This window comes from Acidobacteriota bacterium (assembly GCA_039683095.1).
Classification (GTDB): domain Bacteria; phylum Acidobacteriota; class Aminicenantia; order Aminicenantales; family Saccharicenantaceae; genus RBG-16-66-30.
The window spans coordinates 557,539-579,895 of record JBDKSB010000012.1; the positions used below are offsets into that span (position 1 = coordinate 557,539).

The window sequence follows — 22,357 nt, forward strand, 5'->3', positions numbered from 1 at the left end:
CTCGGGCCGCTACGGTTCTCGGCGGATCCCCTCCCCCGCGTCCTCAGCGCGCCCGGCCGCCCGGCGGCAGGTTCTCGTTGAGGAACCGGGTGAACAGCGTATAGAGGTGGAGAGTCGTGCCCTTCCCTTCGTAAATGCCGTGAGAGCGATTGGGATAGGACATCATCGTGAAGGCCTTGTTGTTGGCCACGAGCTCGTCGACCAGCATCTCGAATCCCTGGTAGTGGCAATTGTCGTCGCCGGTGCCGTGAACGATGAGCAGGTTCCCCTTGAGATCCTTGGCGAACGTGATGGGCGAGCCGTTCTTGTAGCCGTCCGCGTTGTCCTCGGGCAGGCCCATGTAGCGCTCCTGGTAGATCGTGTCGTAGATCCGCTGGTTGGAGATCGAAGCGACGGAGATCCCGGTCCTGTAAAGATCGGGGTGGCGGAACATGGCGTTCAATGTCATCGAGCCCCCGCCGCTCCACCCCCAGACCCCGACGCGTTCGGCGTCGATGTACGGCCAGGCGGCGATGGCGGCCCGCACTGCCGCGGCCTGGTCCCTCGAGGCCAGGATGCCGATCTGGCGATAGATGCTCTTGCGCCAGGCCCGGCCGCGGGGCGCGGGCGTGCCGCGGTTGTCGAAGCTGGCGACAACATAGCCCTGCTGGGCCAGCATGAGGTGCCAGAGGTAGCCGTTGCCGCCCCAGTTGTCCTGGACGGTCTGGCCGGCCGGCTCGCCGTAGACATAGACGAAGAGCGGGTATTTCTTGGCCGGGTCGAAATCGGGGGGCAGGATGCGCCAGCCGTCGACCTGGACGCCGTCGCCGATGTCGAGCTTGAAGAACTCGGCCTTCTTCCTGGACAGGCCTTCGACCCGGGCCCTCAGCTCCTTGTTGGCCGCCAGCGTACGGACGGGCTTCCCCTCGGGCAGCCGGACGAGCTCGGTCGCCGGCGGGGTATCGATGGTCCCGCAGGTGTGGAAAGCCCAGCGGGCCGAAGGGGAGATGTCGTAGCTATGCACGCCGGTCTGGCCGGCCGGGCCGACGAGCGACGGGGCGCTCTTGCCGTCCGCGCGGACGCGGAAGAGGAACCGCTTCGTGGCGTCCCCCGGTGAGGCCGTGACGTAGAGCCAGTTGCCGCGCTCGTCCACGGCGTCCACGCTGACGACGTCGTAATCGCCCGGCGTCAGCAGCTTGACCTCGCGGCCGTCGCGCGACACGCGGTAGGCGTGCCGCCAGCCGTCGCGCTCGCTCAGCCAGAGCAGGCTCCGGCCGCCGTCGAGCCAGACGAAGTCGTCCATGATCTCCACCCAGGTCTCGTCCTTGTCGACGAAAAGGCTCCGGGCCTCGCCGGTCGCCGCGTCGCCGAGGAGAACGGTCAGCGTGTTCTGCAGTCTGTTGAGGTGCTGGAGGATGACCTGGCGCGAATTGCCGGCCCATTCGAGCCTGGCGATGTAGGTGTTGCTCGGGTCGCCAGGCGTCTTGATCCAGACGGGCGCTCCGCCCGAAACGGGGACGACGCCGGCCCTGACGGCGGAATTCGTCTGCCCCGTCTTGGGGTACTTGAAGGTCTGGACCTTGGGATAGAACGATCCGGTGTTGTCGATCATCGTGAAGACCGGCACGTTGCGCGTATTGAATTGCCAGAAGGCGATGGAGGCGCTGTCGGGCGACCAGCGGAAACCGTCCCGGATCGAGAACTCCTCTTCGTTGACCCAATCGGCGGTCCCGTTGACGATATCCTCGCTTCCGTCGAAGGTCAGCTGCGTCGTCCGGCCCGAGGCCAGGTCCTCGGCATAGAGGTTGTTCTTGACGACATAGGCGGCCTTGAGGCCGTCCGGCGAGAGCTTGGCGAACATCAGGCTGGAGGGCTCAAAGCCAGCCCCGAGCCGGCGCAGGCGGCCGGACTGGAGCTCATAGGTCCAGAAATCGCCCCGGGTGTTCTGCCGCCAGACCCGTTTCGAGTTGGTAAAGACGATCAGGACCTTGCCGTCTGGCGACCAGGCGTAGTTCTCGATCGACAAAGGCTGGTCCGAGCCGGGCGGGACGAGCTTGGCCGCCGCGACCAGGACCTCCCGGCGGCCCGTGGCTGCCCGATAGAGGATGAGGTCACGGCCGGACTTGGCCTCGGCGCTCGGCTCCAGGGTCGTGTAGGATTCGCCGTCGCTCATCCAGCGCGCCGGGCCGAACCGTTCCTGGGAGAATTCGGGTGAGGCGAATATGCGGTCCAGAGTCAGCAGCCCGGCTCCGGAAGGGGTCTCCTGGGCGGGCAGGACCGCGACCAGCGCCAGGACCGCGATCAGGGCGATCATGGGGCGGAGGGCCGTTCTTTTGAGCATCTCTTCTCTCCTTGTTCCTGTCAGGATACCAAACCGGTCCGATCGTATCCAGCGGGCGGCGGGAGCCGGACGGCCGCCGCCTCTCTAGTCCTTGAAGACCGCGAACTCCGCCAACCCGGCGTTGGATGTCTCCGGGGACACCGTGTCCGCCGCGAACACAACCCAGGAAACCCTCTTGGCCGGGAAGACGATCTCCCGGGCCGAGCGGGCGTCGTTCGGCAATTCCCCGACCTTGACGGAGCTGCCGTCGCTGAACAGCAGCGCGCCCGAGATGATGTGGTCTTTCGGGTTCGGCCGGTCGAAGAGCCAGACTCGCCGGACCTCCTGGGGCGAATCCCAGCTGAGGCGGATCATCGCCGTCTGCCTTTCGCCGCGGCTCACCCACTCGCGGCGGTTGATGGCCTCGTCAAGATCGACGACGCCGTCGACGGCCCCTTCCCCGAAGTACTCGATGAGCTCGGTGAAGGGCTTGTTCTTCTTATGGACCGATGAGACGTTGACCCTGGCCCGGAGGGCGATGTTGGACTCGCTCTTGAGCCGGTCCTCGGGCGCCCGGCCCGCGGCTTCGGTCAGCCCGGCCAGCCCCGCCGCGTCGAGCAGGCGGACCTCCTGCAGCGTCCAGGCGTAGCGGCCGCCCATGGGATCGGCCACGGTCCGGTTGCCGAAGTACTTTTTATGGAAGTTGGCCGAATAGCTGAGCCAGGCGCTCCGGCCGTCGGCCCCGATGAACTTCGACGGGAAGTTCAGGAAATAACCCTGACGCCCGAACTTTTCCATGAAGGCGATCAGGCGATAGGGACCCGTGATCTCGTCGGCCTCAAGGATGTAGGAGTTCATATCCTCGACGCCCGGCCAGCCGTCCGTGACGCACATCAGGTATTTGCGGAGGGGCGCGTCGTAGGCGATGGTCGTGCATCCCATGCGGTTGTTCCATGAGGCGAGGGGCCGAATGGCCGCGAAGTCCTTCGACCAGACGGGGCGCCCGTCCTGCCCGCGGCCGGCGTAAAACTCGTAGCTCGCAGGATCGTTGATCGTCTCCGGGCTCGGGGTCACCCGGGCCAGATAGACGGCGTCGCCGGCGATCCAGCTGTTTCCGGCGATCCGCGGCGCCGTGTCGCCGTCGAGGGCGCCGTGCCCGACGAGGTAGGCCTTCCCGTCCGGGGAATGCTCCATGTTCCGTCCGAAATCGACGAAATGCGGCGTCCCCATCTTGACCTGCCGGCCGCCCTTGCCCGATTCCGGGAATAGGGGCTTCCCGGGCGAGAGCGGGCTCGGGATCCAAGTCCTGCCGTAGTCCCTGGAAATGCGGAAGCCCGGCAGGGGGCCGCAGATGGCCCAGCTGTACAGATCCGGGTTTTCCGGCTTCGTGAAGTCGAAATCGACGGCATAGGTCCCGTAGTACCAGATCCCGTCATGGACGAGGTTGGCGCTGGGGTAGCGGCCGCCATACGGTTCGGCCGAGGCGGCTTCCGTGCCCAGGGACGTGACGGTCAGGTTCAGGGGATCGGCGCCCTCGATCAGGGCGTTGCCGGTCCTGGCGTTCCGGCCGTTCGAGTGGCAGCCTTCCTCTCCGATCTCCCCGTCCGTCCAGCCGCTGTACATGTTCCCGTCCTGGGCCCAGGAGGGATACCAGGTGTCGGCGTCGGTGTAGGCGACCGAGTTGCGGGTGAAGGCCACGGCCACGATGTCCTTCGAGCGCTCGAACGGGCAGCCGGGGGGCACTTCGGAGGCCCTGACGCGGGGCGGCCACGGCTGCGAGGCGTAAGGGACATTCGCTTCTCTGACCGGAGAGGCGCAGCCCGCGAGGCAGCCAGCGGTCAGGACCAGGACGGCAATGGATGTTCTGCTTCTCATGATCTTTCCTTTTCCTCTACCTCGCAACCGACAGGACATAGGTCGCGGCCGGCGACGTCTGGAATTCGATGAGGCCCGGACCGGCCTTTACGACAGGGACGGACTTCCCCCTGACGAAGACCCTCAGCGGAACGGCCGAGCGGATCCGGCAGGCATTCCCGATCTTCGAAAGCAGGGTCGCGCCCTCGAGCCGCCCGCCTTTCCATTTCATTCCGACTTCGAATCCGCCGCGGGCGACGAGCCCGCGGACCTCTCCGTCCGTCCACGAGCCCGGCAGGGCCGGCAGGAGCGCCAGCTCGCCCTCGTGGGACTGGAGGAGAAGCTCCGCCACCGCAGCGGACATGCCGAACGAGCCGTCGACCTGCATCGCGCTCGAGCAGATCGAAAAGAGGCTTTGCGTAGTGTACTTGTGCATGGCGTAGGCCATGTTCTCCATGGCCTTGGCGCCGTTGCCGAGGCGCGCCCAGCAGGCGGCCTTCCAGGCCGAGGACCAGCCGTTCCCGGGAAGGCCGCGCTGTTCGAGGACGACCCGGCTCGCCTCGGCTAATTTCGGCGTCTTTCGGGCGGAGATCTGATGCCCGGGGAACAGGCCCCAGAGCCCGGAGATGTGCCGGTGGCTCGCTTCCGTCTCTCCCCAATCCTCGAGCCATTCCTGGAGGTTGCCCCGCTTCCCGATCTGCAGGGGCGCCAGCCTGGCTCTGGCGGCGAGGACGCGCGCCTTGAGATCGGCGTCCACGCCGAGGACGTCGGCCGCCCCGGCGACGTACCCGAACAGGTCGGCGAGGATCTGCATGTCGATCGTCGAGCCGGCGCAGATGGACGTCGTCGTCTTGAACGTCGTGATCTCGTCGAAGAAGCGGGTTTGGCCCGGGATGTCCGGGAAATTCTCGGGCGACGTCGAGGGGTTGGTCACGAGCCAGCCGTACTTGGGATGCGGAACGAGGAAATCCAGGAAGAACTCGGCGCTGCCCTTGAGGACCGGGTAATATCGCCTCAGGAACTCCTTGTCCCCCGTGAACAGGTAGTGCTCCCAGAGGTGCGTGGCCAGCCAGGCCCCCCCGGTCGTGAACGCTCCCCAGCTCGGGCCGTCCATGGGCGCGGCCACCCGCCAGAGATCGGTGTTCTGATGGAAGACCCAGCCGCGGGCGCCGTAGTTCTCCCGGGCGACCTGGGCGCCCTGGTCCGTCAATTCCTCGATCATCTTGAAGAGGGGCTCGGCGCATTCGCTCAGGTTGCCGACCTCGGCGGGCCAGTAGTTCATCTCGGTGTTGATGTTCGTCGTGTATTTGGAATCCCACATCGGGTTCATGTCCTTGTTCCAAATGCCCTGGAGGTTGGCCGGCTGCGTGCCGGGCCGGGACGACGAGATCAGGAGGTAGCGCCCGAACTGGAAGACGAGGGCGGCCAGGGCGGGATCGTTGTCGCCGTCGCAGGCCGCCAGGCGCTCGTCGGTCGGCAGGGCCGAGTTCGGCGTCGCGGGCAGGCGCAGGTCGACGCGGCGGAACAGCCGCCGGTGCTCGCCGAGGTGGGCGGCCTTCAGCCTGTCGAAAGGCTTGCCGGCCGCGGCCGACATCACGGCTCCGGCACGGGCCTGCTCGTCGGCGCTGCAATCCTTATAGTTAACGAAGTTCGTGGCCGCCGCGACGAGCAGCGTGACGGCGTCGGCTTGGGCGATCCGGAGCTCGTCCCAGTCCAGGCTCATCGTCCCGCCCTCGGGCAGGGCCTTGAGGACGGATTCGTAGCGCAGGGCCCCGGTCACGCCCATGTAGTCGGCCGATTTGCCGCGCACGACCAGGCCGTCGGGCGGCAGGCCGTCCATCCGGAAATAATCGGTCGCGTAGTTCGAGTGGGCCGAATTCCGCTCGCCGCGGAGCTGGGCCTTGAACGAGATCCGGCCCGGCTTGTCGGCCGAAAGCCGGACGACGATGACCTGGTCCACCGGGCTGACGAAGACCTCCCTCTGAAAGCGGACGCCGTCCTGCGTGTAGCGCGTCGTGACAACGGCCGTGTCCAGGTCGAGCTCGCGCCGGTAATCCGTGACGGCCCCTTTCGCGCCGAACTCAAGGACGAGATCGCCGAGGGACTGGTATTTCATCTGCTCGACGGGGTATCCCATCAGATGGCGCCCGAACAGGATGTGGGCCATCTTGTAGTTTCCCTCGAAGACGAGCTTCTGGATCTCCGGCAGGGCCCTGGCGCCGCCCTTCACGACGGTGGAATACGGGCCGCCCGACCAATAGGTCTCCTCGTTGATCTGGATCCGCTCCTCGTCCGTCCGGCCGAAGACCACGGCCCCCAGCCGGCCGTTCCCGACAGGCAGGGCGTTCTCCCATTTATCGGCGGGATGGGCGTACCAGAGGATCGTCGAGGGATCGAAGGAAAGCCTGTCCGCCCCCCCGACCGGAACGGCCAGCGTGCCGGCGAGAAGCAGGACCGCCGCGGCGGCTGAGCCGCGGATCCTTTTTCCGCTAGTCCTCATAGGGAATTCCTTTCAGAGATAGACTCTTCCGGCCGCGGGCGTCGTCCCCCGATGGCCCTTGTCTCCATCCTGCCCGCGGGGCTGGGCGATCGGCGGAGCGCCGCAACCGGCGAGGGTCCACGTCCCATGATCGACGCCGAACTTGACAGGGCCGGTATCCTCCCCTTCCCATCTTACACCCCCGGCCCCGCCGAGGAACGGGCCGGCCGGGACGACCCGGCCGCCTGCCCTGACCGGGTCGAGCCTGGCTGCGGAGCGCCTGGAGGACACCGTCATTTCAATCCGATCTCGACCGTTAGCTCCCGGCAGGCCGGAAGCGACAGCCGGCGGCTGCGGGCGTTCCCGGCGCTCCGGACGGCGGCCCCGCCTCCGCGAACGGCCAGGAAGGCGATGTCCCCGGGCGCGAGAAGCGTGATCTCCTGGGCCTTGCCGCTCTTGAGCACGACCTCGATGGTCTTGCCGTTCCAGGTCAGCCGCCTGGCTTCGATCCGGCCGCGGCAGAGAACGCCCTCGATCGTCCCTGACGGCCAGGCCGCAGGACAGGCCGGCAGCAGTCGCACGATCCCCGGGTCGGAGGAGACGAGCATCTTGATGAGCACGGCGGGCAGGCCCCCGCTGATGTCCATATTGAACAGCTGTTTGGCGTTGTGCATGGACGCCAGGTTGTGGAGCCAGTAGCGGTTGAGGAGCGGCACCAGGCAGCGGTAGGCCAGGTCGGCCTCGCCCAGGCTGGCCGAAGCCTGTCCCAGCTGGACCAGGCCGAAGGACATGAACCCGCCCTGTTTCCGCCAGTTCGACCAGTGGCGATCGAGCTTGATCTCGATGAGCTTCCTGAAGGCGGCCCGGAGCCGCGGGTCACCGGCGATCTCCTCCGGCATCCCGTCATAAAGGGCGTAGAGCTGGGAGCTGTGCCGGTGGTTATAGTTGTCGGCCAGGCGGGGCGTCAGCCACTCCTTGACCGCTCCGTCCTCGTTGACGAGATAGGGCGGCATCTTGGCCAGCATCTTTTCCCAGACCTGGACCTTGTCCCGGTTGAGGCCGAGCGCCCGGGAGGCTGCGATGGCGTTGGAGAGCAGCTCCTTGGCCGCGGCGACGTCCATCGTGGCGTTGAACGTCACCTGTGACCTGGTGTTCGAGGGCGCGTTCTCCGGCGACTGGGTCGGGCTGAACAGGTAGCGCCCGTCCGGACCCTCATAGAGATAGTCCTCGAAGAACAGGGCCGCCTTTTCCATGAACGGCAGGGCGTGGCGGGCCAGGAACTCCCGGTCGTCCGTGTAGAGCCAGTAGTCATAGAAGAAATGGGCCGCCCAGGCCGCGCCGGCGACCCAGAACTGGCCGGGGAAATCCGCCTCGAAGGCGTTGTTGTAGCCGTTGGTCGTCGACCGCGAGGGCAGGACGATCCCCCGCGCCCCGAAGGTCATCTTGGCGTTGACCTCGAGATATGGGACCAGTCCCTCTATATAGGATGTGTAGGCCGGCATGAGCTCGGGCATGTTCCCCATGAGCAGCGAGGCGATGGCCGAGGGGACATTCCCGTTGTGGGTGAAATCGCTCGCCCAGGGCGGGCTGTAGGTCCCGGCCCAGACGCCCTGGAGGGTGGGCGGCAGGTCGCTCACGCTGGAGAGGATGTTGTACCGGCCGGCGTCGAAGACCTTCTCGATGAGGGCCCGGGAGGGCTCCTCGTCCGTCGTTGTGGCCAGGAGTTCTTCCGACGTCAGGCCCCGGTCGGCCCCCCCGCCGAGATCGAGCCGCATGCGGCCGAAGATCCCGCCGTGGATCCTCGCGTGCGGGCCCAGCAGCGCGGCGTAGTCGGCGGGCAGGGCCGCCAGATCCTTCTTGGTCCGTTCTATCAGGGACTTCTCGAAGTCGTCGAGGACCTTGATATCCACGAACACCAGGACCTCGTCCGCGCCGCTTAGCGTCAGGCCCTGTCCCTCAGCGGCCGCCGCGCCGTTGCGGGCCGCGACCCGGGCCACGCCTTCAAGGCCCTGGATGCTGCCGGGGTAGGCATGGGTGAAGCCGTGACGGAAGGTCAGGGTCGACGTGTCGGCGGTCACGGCGAGGTTGCCGACATCGGCCCGGAACCGCCGGTTGCCGGGCTCCCGGGGCGAGAGCTCGAGGCGGCAGCTTACGGCGCCGGGTCCCGGGCCCGTGATCCTCAGGACAGCGACGCCGTCGGCCCGGGAGACGAACAGGCGCCGCTCGAACGGGCCGCGGCGGTCGGCCCAATGGACGATCGTTTCGCCGGTCGCGAAATCGGTCGCGCGCGCGTAGCCGGAGACCCCGCCGTCCGCCGCCATCCTGATCCTCAGGTCGAACGCGGGCATGAGGGCGTCGGGGTAAAGGAACTCCTTCTGTATCGACGCATCGACGGCCAGCCGGCCGGCCTGGTCATGGAGGCCGCTGTCGATGAGGCGGCGGACCTCGAAGAGGCGCGTCGCGACAGCCGGCGGCAGGAGCGGGTCGCGCTCGGGCACGAACATCCTCTTGTGGCTGAAGACGATGATCTCGTCGAGAGGCCGTCCGAGGACGCTGGCCCCGACGGTCCCGTTCCCGCTGAGGAGGCCCTGTTCCCAGGTCGCCCCGGGCTCGGAGCTGACGAACCCGCGCGCGGGCGGCGCCAGGATCCCCGAGGCCTGGGCGGCGGCCGGCGAAGAGGGACTCGGCGAGGCGCCGAGTCCGGGGATCGCGTTGATCAGGACGGCGCCCAGGACCAGTACGGCCGGCGTTCCGGAGCGGCGGATCCGGCTCATCATGTCAACCTCCTTTGCGGGCGGGGCGACCGCCCTCAATAGCTGCTGCCGAGGATCTCCAGAACGTCGGCCGGCGTCGCCAGACGCGGGTGGTTCCTGTAATCGGGCAGCACCAGGGATTGACGGGCCAAAGCCTCGATCTCCTCTTCCGGAACGTCGAAATCGCGGAGCCGGAAGTCCATCCCGATCTTTTTGATGAACCTCTTGATCGCGGCGCAGGCGCCTTCGGCGGCCCTGGCGCCCTTCTCCGCCGCGAGCCGGGGATCGATGATCCTGCCGACCGCCGCGAACTTGGCCGGCACGGTTTTGCAGGTGTAATCGAGGATGGCCGGATAGACGACGGCCAGGGCCTGGCCGTGGGCCACGTGCGGGTAGAAGCCGCTGATGGCCATGCCGATGCCGTGCGGCAGGGTCACGCCGGCGTTGGCGATGCAGAGGCCGCCCAGCGTGTCGGCCCAGGCCATGCGTTCCCGGGCCTCGAGGTTCCGGCCGTCCTTGAGGGCGGCCGGGAGCGACTTGACCGTCAGGCCGATGGCCTCCATGGCCATCATGTCGGTATAGGGCGATCCGCCGGGATTGATCAAGCTCTCGAAAGCGTGGGCGAAGACGTCGAATCCCGTGGAGGCGGTGACCTTATCGGGCAGCGAGACCATGAGCTCGGGATCGACCAGTGAGACGCGGGGGTAGAGGAGCGGATGGGCCAGGGCCGACTTGTTCCTCTCGGCCGGGTTAGTCACGACGGCGACCTGGGTCACGTTGGAGCCCGTCCCCGACGTCGTCGTCACGGCGATGACGGGCAGGGTCTTGGCCGTGGGCTGCTTGTCCCGGAAGAAGAGGTAATCCCAAGCGCCGCCCCGATGGGTGGCCTCGACCGCGATGGCCTTGGCCGTGTCCATGGTCGATCCTCCCCCCACGGCGACGAGGACGTCCGCCTTGAACTCCCGGGCCAGCCGGGCGCCCCGGGCGACGACCTCGGTGGTCGGATTGGCGATGACCCCGTCGAAGCGGGCCACAGCCAGGCCGGCCTCGGTCAGCAGGCCCTTGGCCCGCGTGAACATCCCATGAAAGCAGGGTTCATCGGGGACGGTGACCAGGACGGCCCGGCTCCCGAAACTGGCGGCGACTTGGCCGACCTCGGCCAGGCGCCCCCTGCCGAAACGGATCTCCGTGGGGTGAAAATAACGGAATTCTTTCATGACAAGCTCTCCTGTTGTATGGAATCAAGGTCGACAAAGATCTTCATCGACCTCTCCCCCTCCTGCTCGATGTAATCGTAGGCGTTCCGGTACTGCTCGAACGGGAAATGGCGGGTCTCCAGCGGCCTGGTGACCAGCCCGCCCGACCGGATGAGGCGGACCGCCTTGACGAAGTCCTGGCGCCGGTACATGAGCGTGCCCGTCAGGGTCAGCTCCCGGTCCTGGACGAGGCCCATGTCGACGCGGGGCCGGTCGCCGTAGACGCCGACGGCGACGATCGTTCCGCCCTTTTGGATGGCGCCGATCGCCTCGTTCAGCGCAACCTCGGCCGCGGCGCAATCGAAAGCCTTATCGAAACCCTTGGCGCCGAAGACGCGGGCCGACGCTTCCTTCAGGCTCTCGCGCCCGGCCCGGCCGACGTGCTTCAGGCCGCACCTCCGGGCGATGTCCAGCCGGAATTCGCTGACATCCGTGATGAGGACCCTGGCGCCGGCGGCCCGGGCCGCCTGGGCGACGAGGTTGCCGATGGGGCCGGCCCCGAGCACGGCGACGTTGGCCCCGGCCAGCGCCCCGGCGCGGGACGCGGCATGGACGCCGACGGCCGCGGGCTCGACCAGCGCGCCCTGTTCGAAGGTGAAGGAGGCCGGAAGCGGGACTATCCGTTCCTCCCGGGTCAGAAAGAACTCCTGGGCGCAGCCGGGGGCTTGAAATCCCTGGACCCGGAGGACGTCGCAGATGTGGTAGTCCCCCCGCCGGCAGGGGGCGCAGCGGCCGCAGACGAGCTGGGGCGTGGCCGTGACCTTCTCCCCCGGCCGCACGCTCTCGACGCGCCGACCGACGGCCTCCACGACGCCGGAGAATTCATGCCCCTGCACGACCGGGTAGGACGTGAAGGGATGGCGTCCGTGGCGGACGTGGATGTCTGATCCGCAGATGCCGATCATGCGGACCCGGATCAGGACTTCCTTCGGCCCGGGTTTCGGCGCCGGGACATCGCGGAACTCGATCGCGCCCGGACTGGTCATGACGGCTTGTTTCATGCGAAGACTCCTTGGCCGCGGCGGGCGGCCTCAGCGGAAGACGTAGTAGAGGACGACCAGCAGCGCCAGGAGTCCCCCGGCCAGAACCCGCGGATCGCTCCATCCCTGGATCCGGCCCCGGGAAAGAACGGCCTTCGGGCTGCTCCATGTCAGGTCGCGGATCTTTTCGAGGTCCGGTTTTGGGGTCAGCAGGCTGACCGCCACGAAAACCACGCTGCAGATGCAGAACATCCACCAGGCCTGCATCATGAACGGGATGCCCAATCCCTGGGTAATGACCTTTTCGGCGCCGAAAACGGGGAAGTCGATCAGGAAGGAGGCGAGCCCGAGAAGGAACCCGCCCACGAGGGTCGTCAGCGCCGCCTGTTTCGTGCCGCGCTTCCAGAAGACGCCCCAGAGGAAGACGGTCGTGATCGGCGGCGCCAGATAGCTGCCGATGGTGTTGATGGCCTCGAAGATGCTCGAGTAGCGTCCGCCCTGCGTCGACCAGGCCATGGCCAGGAGCATGACGGCCACCGTGCAGGCCTGGCCGATCCGTACCTGGGCCTTGTCCGAAGACTCCGGCCTGATCCTTTTAACGATGTCGACGGCGACCAGCGTGGCGGTGCTGTTGAGGGCGGCGGCGATCGTGCTCATCAACGCCGCCAGGAGTCCGGCTGCGATGACCCCCTTGAGCCCCGTCGGGATGAGCCGGACCAGGAGGACCGGCAGGGTCTGATTGGCGTCGGCCCCGATGACGTCGCGGAAGAGGACATAGCCGACGACGCCGGGCAGGACGAGGATGAAAACGGGGAGGATCTTGAGCAGGCCGGCGAAGAGGGCCCCTCTTTGGGCATCCTTCTCCGTCCGGGAGCCGAGGACGCGCTGGACGATCGTCTGGTCGGTGCACCAGTACCAGATGCCGAGGATGGGATAGCCGAGGAAGACGGCGTACCAGTTCAGGCCGGCCGAGCTGTGGGTCTGCAGCATGCTGAGCTGGCCGGGCTTGACGGCGGCCTTGAACGCGGCCAGGGAGGCGATGCCGTGCGAAGGCAGCGCCAGCACGGCGAAGATCGTGACCAGGGCGGCGCCCAGGATCAGTATGACCGCCTGGATCGACTCCGTGACCACGACCGCCTTGAGCCCGCCGAGCAGCGTATAGATGCCGGTCACGATCGAAATGAGGATTATCGAGGTGAGGACATCGATGCCGAAGAACTGGCGGAAGACCGCCGCTCCGGCGTACAAGCTCATGCCGATGTGGATGAACAGCGCCGCCAGGATGGCCATGAAAGCCAGCATGATCCTGGCACCAGGCCCGAACCGCTTCTCGAGGAACTCGGGCAGCGTGGAGATGCGGCTCCGGAAATAGAATGGCGCGAAGACCAGGGCCAGGAGGATAAGGCTGAAGGCCGCCATCCATTCAAAATTGCCCCAGACAAGCCCTTCGGAATAGCCCGAGGCGGCCAGCCCCACCAGGTGAATGGTCGAGATGTTGGCGGCGAACATGGCCGAGCCGACGACGCCCCAGCGAAGCGACCGGTCGGCCAGGAAGTAGCCGCTGGCGGTCCGCTTGATGCCGCGGGCCGAGAGCACTCCGATGGCGAGGATGCCCAGCATGTAGACGATGATGATCACGAGATCGAGCACGGGGATCCCGAGCGTCGCTTGGGTCATTATTCTCTCCTGGTTATGGCCTCATGGCGCCGGTCGGCCGCCGGACAAACCGGACGACATGGTGATCGTCAGGAAGGCCGGGGGAGAGCCCGATGGGCTCTCCCCCGGCTCCGTTAGACATGCGTTTTCCGGTTCTAGAACTTATAGGACAGAGAGAACCGGAATTGACGGGAACCGGAGAAGCCGCGGAGGCCGGTCGAGCCCGCCGTGTAGGTCCCGTCAGTCGCGTTCTCGTCAGCCGGGCGCCAGGTCCCGCCGGGGTTCTTGGCGACCGTCAGGGTGTACGCGCCGAGAAGGTTGAAAATATTCACATAGGCTCCGAGCGATCCGGGGCCGAGGCGCAGGTCCTTCCCGAGCCTGAGGTCGATGTTGTCGCTCGCTTCGTTCCAGTAGGTGCCGGGGGAGTTGACGTAGATCGAATAGCCCGTCCGGCTGACATTATGAGCCGCGGCCCAGGCAGCCGGAGGCTGGACGGTGACCGTCCGTCCCCAGGGCGAACCGTCGGAATGGGTATAGAAGAAGGAGAACATGAAATCGTAGGGAAGGATGAACGTGCCGTAGAGCTTGATCACGAGGGGCCGGCCGTAGGGCATGTCGCCGTACGAGTTGACAAAAGCGTTCGCGCTGGAGAAGACGCCCTGCGAGCCCCAGGAAGCATAGCTCATGGGATAGTTCCCCTTGCTCTTCGTAAAGTTGACCGAACCGCCGAGCTGCCAGTTCTGGGCCAGTCTCTTGTCGAAGCTGATCTCCACGGTGTCGTACTTGAAGACGGCTTCGGGGATGTTGGTCAGGCGGTGGAACTGGTCCGGCGCATCGTTGGACAGGAAATACATCGTGACGTCCTGGGCCGGATAGGAGCCGGTGGCCGGAACGGTCGTCGTGAACGGGACCCACCATTCGGGGGCCAGGTCATGGCTGTACCAGTACCGGTCGGAGGCCTTGTCCCAGAGGACGCTGCCCAGGATGTTCTGTCGGTTCTTGTGGATATAACGGGCGCTGACGCGCAGGTTCTTGACCAGCTCGTGTTCGAGGCCGACCGTGATCTCGTCGACGTAGGGCACCTTGACATCGGGGTCGATGGCGTCCAGGTAGGCCGTGGAGACCATGGCCAGGGGCGTGTCGCCCCAGGCTTCCTGGTACTCATCGATGCCGGGGAGGTCCGGCGTGCCGTTGTGGTTGTTGTCCCACCAGTTCCAGCTGAATGAGCGCCAGGTCAGGGGGTACATGGAAGAGAACGTCCCCGTGGGGAAGCTCTCGGGCTGGCGGGAGAACGAGGCCTTCAGGGCCGTCTTGCCCTTGCCGAAAAGGTCATAGGTCAGGCCGACGCGCGGGGACAGGAACAATCCATAGGGGAAGGCGTTGTCCCAGTTCGCGTAGGAGACCTCGTCATACGGATTCATGCCGTAGATCGGTTCGAAGTAGGTCTCCCCGATGGCCAACGCGACCGGATCCGTGGTGGCTCCCTTGGACCGGCCCGGGCTCCAGGCCTTCATGTGGTCCGCGCGCAGGCCGACATTGACGGTCAGGCGCTTGATGGAGAACGAGTCCTGGATGAAGCCGCCGATCCGCGAGGTGATGCCGATCTCGGCGCCGGACCCTTCGGTCCCGCCCATGACGGCGTATTCGAGCAGGCCGTCCCCGTAGACCGGGTCGGTCTCGCCGCCGTTCTGGGCCGCCCAATAATACGGGCTGCCGTCATAGTACGTCCAGAAGAGGGGCTGCTTCATATAGAAGCCCCATTCGCCGCGGTTCCGTTCCCATTCCAGGCCGGCCTTGATCTCATGCGTGCCGCCGAGAACGTTGTCCATGAACTTCGTGGCCGTCAGCGAGACGTTGGCCTTCGGCTTGTAGGTGTATTCGGTGGCGCCGGTGTTGCCCCAGCTGTAGCCCGTGAAGTCGTCATAGAAATGGGGCCCGTCCGGATTGGCCTCGGCCGTGTTGTTGCCATTCCACTTGAAATAGAGGCCGCCGGCCCGGAGGTCGAGGATCGTGCTGCTGTTGATCGTCCAGGAAACCGTCGCGGCGTAGTTGAAGCGAATCGGCTTGTTGTTCTTGTTGGCCTCGTTGGTGAGGCCCCAGCCGCTGTAATAATAAGGAACGTCCTGCACCGAATAGTGGCCCATGGCCGAGGCGCGGACGTTCTTGGACAGCTGGGCCGAGAGCTTCAGGAATCCGACATAGTTCGGGAAGGTGCGGTCGTAGTTGTCATAGGCCTTCCCGTTGATGACCGTGGGACGAAAATCGCCGGTGTACTTGCTGTTGATCATCCGGAACTCGGTCATGAACCAGACCTTGTCCTTGATGACCGGACCGCCGAGAGCGAAGGAGGCGTCCAGCGAGTAGACCGGGATAGAGGGTTTGGCCAGGTTGAGGGCCTGGAGGTCCGCCTCGGGGATGTGGATCTGGGACAGGTTGTCGTCCGTGTAATAGACGGATGCTTCTCCCGAGAACTTGTTGCCACCCGACTTCATGAGGACGTTGGTCAGGCCGCTGGTGCTGTTGAAGTATTGAGCGGTGGCCCCGGCCGTCACGACCTCGGCTTCCTCCACCATGTCCCACGCGATCCCGACGTCGCCGCCGAGGGCGACGCCGCCCACGTCAGGTTCGGTCATCTGGATGCCATCCATGACGGCTCCGACCTCTCCCCGCCCGTCGCCGTGGACGCTGCCGCCGACGGCCCCCGGGGCCATGGCGATGACCGCGCCGACGGAGCGCGACAGGGGCAGCGACGCCAGGACGTCGCTCGTGATGGTCTGCGACGTCGAGGATTTCACGACGTCGACCGTGGGCGTCGCCGCCGTGATCGTCACTTCCTGCTGAATGGTCGAGGGCTTCATCGTGATCTCGATCGTGATCGTCTTGTTGAGGTTGACGATGATCCCCGCCTGAACGGTCGTCTCAAAGCCGCTCAATTCGGCCTTGATCTCGTATCCGCTTCCCGGCGTCACGCTGGGCGCCCTGAACATCCCGTCCGCGTTGGTCACGGCCGTGACCTTGCCCATCAAGGCGGGTCCGGAGATCGTGATGGAAACGCCCGGCAGGGCCTGCCCGGTGTCATCGACGACCCGGCCGCGGATCGAGCCGGATTGCAGTTCCTGGGCCACGGATAGCGACGCCAGGAAAAGGAGCGAGGAGACGAGCGCTAGAATTCTTGTTCGCTTCATGCCGTTTTCTCCTTTTTTCTTGTCCTTTACGTTGATCACCCTGCTTCCCAAAATAATCATTATAATCTATTCCTGTATCACCTCCAAATGAATCACTCTTAAAGGGGATATTCTTTGCTTTCTGACATTAAGCAACTATCTTTTCTAAAACTTTCAGACATCTGATCAGCCTCTCATTTATCGATGAAATCAGTCCGTCGACGGCAAAACGCCGTCCTGATTATCGCGAATTCTGATGATTGATATGCTCATGATCCTGGTTGACGATCCCGCTGAGGATCAGGGAGACGGCTCCCATGACCGCCGACTTCGTGCCGAACGTCGCCGGCAGGATGGCGACGTTCCCGGAGGACTTGTTCAGGGCCCGGGCGTGAACGGTCTTGCGGACCTTGTCGAACAGGATGTCCCCGGCCTGGGCGACGCCTCCGCCGATGAAGACGGCTTCGGGATTGAACATGTTGATGAGCCCCGCGATCCCGATTCCGACGTACTCCGCCGCCCGGTCGAAGATCCTCCAAGCCGTCGCGTCGCCCCGCTTGGCGTAGTCCGCCACGATCTCGGCCGTCAGCCGCGATGGATCCCCGCCGCAGCCTTCGAGGAGTCCGGATGCGGCCCCCCGCTCGACCTCTTTCCTCGCGGCCTTGGCGATCGCGTTTCCGGAGGCGAGGGCTTCGAGGCAGCCGAAATTCCCGCATTCGCACTGGATATCGGAATCCTTGTCCAGGGTAAAATGGCCGATCTCGCCCGCCATTCCCTTCTGTCCATAGAGCGGGGCGCCGCGGATGATGATGCCGCCGCCTATGCCGTAGCCGATATTGACCATGACGAAGTTCTGATATTGCCGTCCCGCGCCGTACCAGATCTCGCCGAGGGCCATGACCCGGGTGACGTTATCGAAGATGACCGGGATCTCATGATCCCGCTGCAGGGCGGCTCTCACGTCGACGTTATGCCAATGGAAATCGGGCGAGAACTCGACGATCTCCCTGTCCCTGTTGATGAGGCCGGCGATGGCCATGCCGATCCCGCAGATCCTGCTCTTCCGGCTGCCGAGGTGGCCGCGCAGCTCGCCGACGACCTCCGAGGTCCGCTCCATGACCCGGGCGAATCCTCCCTCGACACGGGTCGGCGTCTTGATCTCCGCCACGACGTTGGCGTCGAGGTCGGTCAGAACGCCATGGATGTTCGTCGTGCCGAGATCGATGCCGATGATGAAGCTGTCCACGCCCGAGAAACGAAGCAGGGTCGGCTTGCGGCCGCCCTTGGAAATGCCGGCGCCGACCTCGATGACCAGGCCATCGCTGATGAGGCCCTCGATGATCCGGGAAATGGTCGGGGCGCTCAGGCCGCTGCTCTTGGCCAAGTCGGCCCGCGAAACGCCGTCGCTATCCCTGACGAGATTGGTGATCTTGACCTTGTTGAGCTCACAGATGAGCTTCGCGTTTCCCGCTCTGGTCTCGGACTTGCGGTGGGTGATCTCGCTGTTCTTCATTTAAGGATCACGTTCGGCTTATTTTCATGAAATAATAAACTAATCCATTGAATTGAGAAAAGCAAGTATTTTTTTTGGGCCGCAAAAGGACCTCGTTTCCGAGGGTCGATCGTCCCGATTATTGGGGCTATATTCTCATCCGGACCGGTTATCTGATAGAATGCCGGTCAAGGTGACTCATGAACATGTCAACTTCCACAAGATACTTTACTAATGAAGAAACTAAGCAGGCATTGAGGATGCCCGAGGCCGTCGAGGCCGTTCGAAAGGCCTTCATCCAGCTGTCGTCCGGCCGGGCCCTGGTCCCGCCTCGGACCAGCCTCGAGATCCCCGAATACCGGACGACGGTCCTGGCCATGTCGGCCTATCTTCCGGAGTCCAGGCGGGCCGGTCTCAAGCTCATCTCTCTCTGCGACGATAATCCGGCCAGGGGACTGCCATTGGCTCATGCGGTGACGGTCATCATGGACGCCGAGACCGGCGTCCCCCTGGCCGTTATGGACGGGGGATATCCCACGGCCGTCCGCACCGGAGCCGCGGCGGGCGCGGCCACGGCGGCCCTGGCCCGCCGGGACGCCCGAGTAGCCGCCGTCTTCGGCGCCGGCGTCCAGGGCCGGACCCAGCTCGAGGCCCTGGCCGCCGTCCGGCCGCTCCGCAAGGCCCTGATCTTCGACATCAACGCGCAGGCGGCCGCCGCCTTCGCCGGGGAGATGGGCCGGAAGCTCTCGATCGAGGTCGAGCCGGCGTCGTCGCCCGAGTCCCTTCGCGAGGCGGACATCGTTTCGACCGCGACGACCTCGAGCACGCCGGTCTTCCGGGACGAGGATCTCAAGCCTGGCGTTCACATCAACGCCTTCGGTTCCTACAAACCCCACGTCCGGGAGATCCCCGGCGAAACGATGGCCCGGGCCGGGATCTACGTCGATGACCGGACGGCCTGCCTCGCGGAGACCGGCGATCTGCTCATTCCGATCAGCGAGGGCCTCATAACCGAGGCCGCCATCCGCGCCGAGATCGGCGAGGTCCTGGCCGGGCTCAAGCCGGGTCGGCGCTCCGAAGACGAGATCACCGTCTTCAAGTCCGTGGGATCGGCCGTCCAGGACCTGGCCGTCGCCGACCTGGTCATCGGCTGAGGGCTGAAAATGGAATTCATCAGCGTCCTGAACGATGTGCTCGGACCGGTCATGCGCGGCCCCTCGAGCTCTCACACGGCCGGCTCCTATCATATCGGCCGGCTTGTCCGCTCGCTGCTCGGCGACGAGCCGGCCCGGGCGGCGTTCACCTTCGACCCGGACGGTTCCTATGCCCGGACCTACCGGCAGCAGGGCGTCGACCTGGCCCTCACCGCCGGACTGCTCGGCTGGCCGATCACCGATCCCCGCTTCCCCCGCGCCCTGACGGCCGCGCCCCGCTCGGGCTTCCGGCCCAGGTTCCGGGTCGCGCCGATCGCCGGAGCGGATCACCCGAACACGGTGGTCATCGACCTCCTTTCGAAGGGGCGGGAACGGCTCCGGGTCACGGCCCGATCGGTCGGCGGCGGCATGATCGTCGTGAGCGAGGTCGACGGCTGGCCTGTCGATCTCGACGGGAAGAGCCATGCGGTCCTGGCCTGGACGACGGCGAACCGGGCCCGGACCGTCGAGAAGCTCCTCCTGGGCGACGCTCCGTCATCCGGGACGCCGGAGAGAACCGAGCGGGACGGGACGGTCCTGCTGACCTTCAGGCGCCGGAAGCCCCTCGGCGCGGAGGCCGCGTCCCGGCTGGCCGCGCTGGATGGCGTTCGGAAGGTCCGGACCGTCGCTCCCCTCTTCTTCATCCAAAAGGGCGCGCCGCTGTTCCTGACCGGAAAACAGATGGTTTCGCTGGCCCGCCGGCGCGGCTGGTCGCTCGGCCGGACAGCCCTGGAATACGAAAGCCGGCTCCTCGGCCTTTCGCCGGCGGAGGTCCTGGCGGAGATCGAAAGGCGATACGGGATCATGAAGGATTCCGTCGATCGCGGCCTGGACGGCCGCGGCCTGCGCATGCAGCTGCTCGCCCCCTCGGCCGGACGGGTCCTTCGCGCGGAGGCCGGGAAAAAGCTCGCCGCGGGCGGCCTGCACGCGCGGGCGGCGGCCAGGGCCATGGCCGCCCTCCATGTTTCCAACAGCATGGGCATCGTCTGCGCCGCCCCTACGGGAGGCTCGGCCGGCGTTTTGCCCGGAGTGGCCGTCACCCTGGCCGAAGAGAAGGCGCTCGACGGCGAGAAAACGGCCCTGGCCCTCCTGGCTGCGTCAGCGGTCGGCCTCCTCGTCGCCAGGCGGGCGACGTTCGCCGCGGAGGTCGCCGGCTGCCAGGTCGAGATCGGGGTCGCCGGGGCAATGGCCGCCGCAGCGGTCGTTGAAGCTGCCGGCGGAAGCGCCGCTCAGGCGGCCGACGCCGCGGCCGTGGCCCTGCAGAACACGATGGGGTCCGTCTGCGACCTGGTCCAGGGCATCTGCGAGATCCCTTGCCATACCCGGAACGCCGCGGCCGCCGCGTCGGCCTTCGTCTGCGCCGACCTCGTCCTCGGCGGGTACCTGAATCCGATCCCTCTCGACGAGACGATCGACGCGTCCTACGCCTCGGGGAGGATGCTCCCCGCCGAACTGCGCTGCACGGCCTTGGGCGGGATCGCGGCCACGTCGTCCGGACGTTCTCTGCGCCGGCGGAGTCGACGCTGACCGGCTCAGGGCCGCCGGAAGGGTTATATTTCGGGCGCTTTCTTTCATTTCTTAATTATATGTGATACATATATTCTCTTATGTTTAGAGAATATTTTTGGCATGCAATAATCTAGCTTATTTCTATTCCTTATTTATAGCGTGAAACGAGATATAAAACCAACCGTGACAGCCGGCGCGCAAGCCCGGTCCGTGAAGGGCCTGTCCGTCGCTCGTCGGCCGGCCGCCGGAGAGGCGGCCGCGGAATCAAATCAAGCGAGGAACATCGTCATGAAGAAAGCTGGCCTCATCAACCGGGAGATCGACTCGGCCCTGAACCGTCAAGGACACATGGACTGGCTCATGGTGGTCGACGCCGGCTTCCCCTGCCCGGACGACGTGGAACTGATCGACATCGCCCTGACCCCCGGAAAGCCTTCCGTTCTGGAGGTGTTGACCGAGATCGCGGCGGTGCATTCGGTGGAGAAGGTCGTCGTCGCCCGCGAGACCCAGGAGCACAATCCTTCCCATGTCCGGAAGGCCGCAGCGGCCTTCGGCGAGGGCGTCGAGATCGAAGTGATCCCCCATGCCGAGATGAAATCGCGCAGCCATTCGGTCAAGACGATCGTCCGCACGGGCGATTTCACGTCCTGGGGCAACGTCCTCCTGGTTTCCGGCTCCGGCGCCGGCTGGAAAACGGAGAAGTGACGGGCGCGGCGGGAAAGGCCGCGTCGCCCGTTGCTTCGTGAGCCCCAATGGAGATCACCGGCATCCTGAGGATCGTCCTCGGCGCCCTGACCTTGCCGTTCGGGATCTATTTCGTGACCGACGCGTGCAGGACCAGGAGCGCCTTCTCCCAAACTCCCTGGGCCTGGCTGTTCGGGACGGGCTTCGTGACCAACATGCTCGACACCCTGGGTGTCGGCAGCTTCGCCCAGCAGACGGCCGTCTTCAAGTTCTTCAAGCTGGTGGACGATCGGGTCATCCCCGGCACGATGAACGTCGGCAACACGATCCCGACGGCAGCCCAGGCCTTCATCTTCATGTCCGTCGTTCCGGTCGACCCCCTGACCCTGGGCGCGATGGCCGTCGCCGCTCCGGCCGGGGCGGTCCTCGGGGCGGGCCTCGTGTCCAAGATGAGCCGCCGGAAGATCCGGCGGAGCATGGGCTTCGGCCTGCTGGCCGTCGCCTTCGTCATGCTCGCCGACCGGCTCGGCTGGCTGCCCGTCGGCGGTGAGGCCATCGGCCTGGAGGGCTGGAAGCTCGCCGTGGCCGCGGCCGTCAGCCTCGTCTGCGGCGCCCTCCAGACGATCGGCGTCGGCTTCTATGCGCCTTGCATGGCCACGGTCTTCGCGCTCGGGATGCACCCCAAGACCGCCTTTCCCATCATGATGACTGCCACGGCCATGCTTATGGCCGCCGGGAGCGCCCGTTTCGTCAAGGAAAAAGCATATGATCCGAAGGCCGCGCTGGGGCTCACGATCTTCGGGGTCCTCGGCGTTCTTCTGGCCGCCTATGTCGTGAAGTCCCTGCCCCTCGACGCGATGAAATGGGCTGTGTTGGGCATCGTGCTGTACACCTCGGCCGTGATGTTCGCCTCGGCGCGCAGCCCCTTCGGCCGGAAATGATCCCGGCCGGTCCCGAGAAAGAGAGCCTATGTTCACAAAGCCGTCACCTGGAGCGGGACCTCGGCCCTCTGCATATCCGTCCAGGTTCTGGGCCCGG

At 65.8% G+C, this 22,357-nt stretch carries 13 protein-coding genes; 4 read left to right on the forward strand and 9 right to left on the reverse strand.

Features of this window, described 5'->3' with window-relative positions; genetic code table 11:
* Positions 1-43: 43 nt before the first annotated feature.
* From ABFD52_10290 to ABFD52_10330, 9 genes are all read right to left on the reverse strand, one after another.
* Positions 44-2,320, reverse strand: a complete 2,277-nt coding sequence (locus tag ABFD52_10290; GenBank protein ID MEN6561151.1) for a S9 family peptidase — start codon at positions 2,318-2,320, stop codon at positions 44-46.
* Between the two features lie 84 nt (positions 2,321-2,404).
* Entirely contained in the window at positions 2,405-4,174 is a 1,770-nt protein-coding gene (locus ABFD52_10295) for a hypothetical protein (GenBank protein ID MEN6561152.1), read from the reverse strand.
* Positions 4,175-4,190: 16 nt separating this feature from the next.
* The gene (locus ABFD52_10300) at positions 4,191-6,653 is read right to left on the reverse strand and encodes a glycoside hydrolase family 95 protein (protein MEN6561153.1); all 2,463 of its coding nucleotides are present in this window, start codon (positions 6,651-6,653) and stop codon (positions 4,191-4,193) included.
* A gap of 272 nt (positions 6,654-6,925) precedes the next feature.
* On the reverse strand, positions 6,926-9,409 hold the full coding sequence (locus tag ABFD52_10305; GenBank protein MEN6561154.1) for a glycoside hydrolase N-terminal domain-containing protein: 2,484 nt from the start codon (positions 9,407-9,409) through the stop codon (positions 6,926-6,928).
* 32 nt (positions 9,410-9,441) lie between these two features.
* Positions 9,442-10,602, reverse strand: coding sequence for an iron-containing alcohol dehydrogenase (locus tag ABFD52_10310; GenBank protein MEN6561155.1), 1,161 nt, complete (start codon positions 10,600-10,602; stop codon positions 9,442-9,444).
* Positions 10,599-11,642, reverse strand: coding sequence for an alcohol dehydrogenase catalytic domain-containing protein (locus ABFD52_10315; GenBank protein ID MEN6561156.1), 1,044 nt, complete (start codon positions 11,640-11,642; stop codon positions 10,599-10,601). The genes ABFD52_10310 and ABFD52_10315 overlap by 4 nt, the downstream gene beginning before the upstream one ends.
* Positions 11,643-11,672: 30 nt before the next feature.
* Positions 11,673-13,298, reverse strand: coding sequence for a sodium:solute symporter (locus ABFD52_10320; GenBank protein ID MEN6561157.1), 1,626 nt, complete (start codon positions 13,296-13,298; stop codon positions 11,673-11,675).
* Positions 13,299-13,432: 134 nt separating this feature from the next.
* On the reverse strand, positions 13,433-16,462 hold the full coding sequence (locus tag ABFD52_10325) for a carboxypeptidase regulatory-like domain-containing protein (protein ID MEN6561158.1): 3,030 nt from the start codon (positions 16,460-16,462) through the stop codon (positions 13,433-13,435).
* Positions 16,463-16,682: 220 nt separating this feature from the next.
* Entirely contained in the window at positions 16,683-17,954 is a 1,272-nt protein-coding gene (locus ABFD52_10330; GenBank protein ID MEN6561159.1) for an ROK family transcriptional regulator, read from the reverse strand.
* Between the two features lie 185 nt (positions 17,955-18,139).
* On the opposite strand from ABFD52_10330, the gene ABFD52_10335 reads away from it, so the two are divergent.
* The 4 genes from ABFD52_10335 to ABFD52_10350 all read left to right on the forward strand — a co-directional run bounded on the left by ABFD52_10335 (position 18,140) and on the right by ABFD52_10350 (position 22,260).
* Positions 18,140-19,087: a hypothetical protein gene (locus ABFD52_10335; protein ID MEN6561160.1), complete on the forward strand. Its 948-nt coding sequence runs from the start codon at positions 18,140-18,142 to the stop codon at positions 19,085-19,087.
* A 9-nt stretch (positions 19,088-19,096) separates the two neighbouring features.
* Entirely contained in the window at positions 19,097-20,653 is a 1,557-nt protein-coding gene (locus ABFD52_10340; GenBank protein ID MEN6561161.1) for an L-serine ammonia-lyase, iron-sulfur-dependent, subunit alpha, read from the forward strand.
* Positions 20,654-20,923: 270 nt separating this feature from the next.
* On the forward strand, positions 20,924-21,340 hold the full coding sequence (rbsD, locus tag ABFD52_10345; protein MEN6561162.1) for a D-ribose pyranase: 417 nt from the start codon (positions 20,924-20,926) through the stop codon (positions 21,338-21,340).
* A 47-nt stretch (positions 21,341-21,387) separates the two neighbouring features.
* Positions 21,388-22,260 carry a sulfite exporter TauE/SafE family protein gene (locus ABFD52_10350; GenBank protein MEN6561163.1) on the forward strand — a complete coding sequence of 291 codons (873 nt, stop codon included), beginning with the start codon at positions 21,388-21,390 and terminating at the stop codon, positions 22,258-22,260.
* Positions 22,261-22,357: the final 97 nt, after the last annotated feature.